Source organism: Streptomyces griseoloalbus (assembly GCA_014650015.1).
GTDB classification, from domain to species: domain Bacteria; phylum Actinomycetota; class Actinomycetes; order Streptomycetales; family Streptomycetaceae; genus Streptomyces; species Streptomyces griseoloalbus.
Map to the genome: position 1 here is coordinate 1 of BMUD01000185.1, position 518 is coordinate 518.

The following is a 518-nucleotide window of genomic DNA, read 5'->3' on the forward strand; positions in this document are numbered from 1 at the left end:
GCGCCCGCACGGGCCGCCAGCTGGACCGCCATCACCCCGATACCGCCGGCCGCACCGCGCACCAGCACCGCCTCACCCGGGGCGAAGTGGGCGTGCCGCAAGGCGAAATGGGCCACGGAACCCGAGCCGCCGACCGTGACCGCGTCGGCGGGCGACAGCGCCGGGGGCAGGGGCAGAACCTGCTCGAGCGGCACGCACACATGTGTCGCGTAGCCCCCGCCCCCACCGGTGAAGGCCCACACCCGGCGCCCCTCCCAGGAGGCGTCGACTTCGTCGCCGACCGCCAGGACCGTGCCCGCCACCTCGTTGCCCGGGACGAATCCCTCGGTGAAACCGTAGGCGGCGAGCGCGCCGCGGCGGATCAATGCGTCGGCACCGGAGACCCCCACCGCCTCGACGGCGATCAGCAGCTCGTTGCCGGCCGGGGACGGAGTCGGCAGGTCGACGGCAATCAGTTCCCCCGGGTCTCCGAAGGCGCGGATCTGTACGGCTTTCACGGGCGGACACCTCCTAAGCTC

The 518-nt window shown here is 73.6% G+C and carries 1 protein-coding gene; it reads right to left on the bottom strand.

Annotated features, from left to right (window positions below; all coding sequences use genetic code 11):
* Positions 1-497: alcohol dehydrogenase catalytic domain-containing protein (locus IE178_RS35500; protein ID WP_193515132.1), on the bottom strand; the 497-nt coding region annotated here is incomplete at its 3' end.
* Positions 498-518 lie beyond the last annotated feature (21 nt).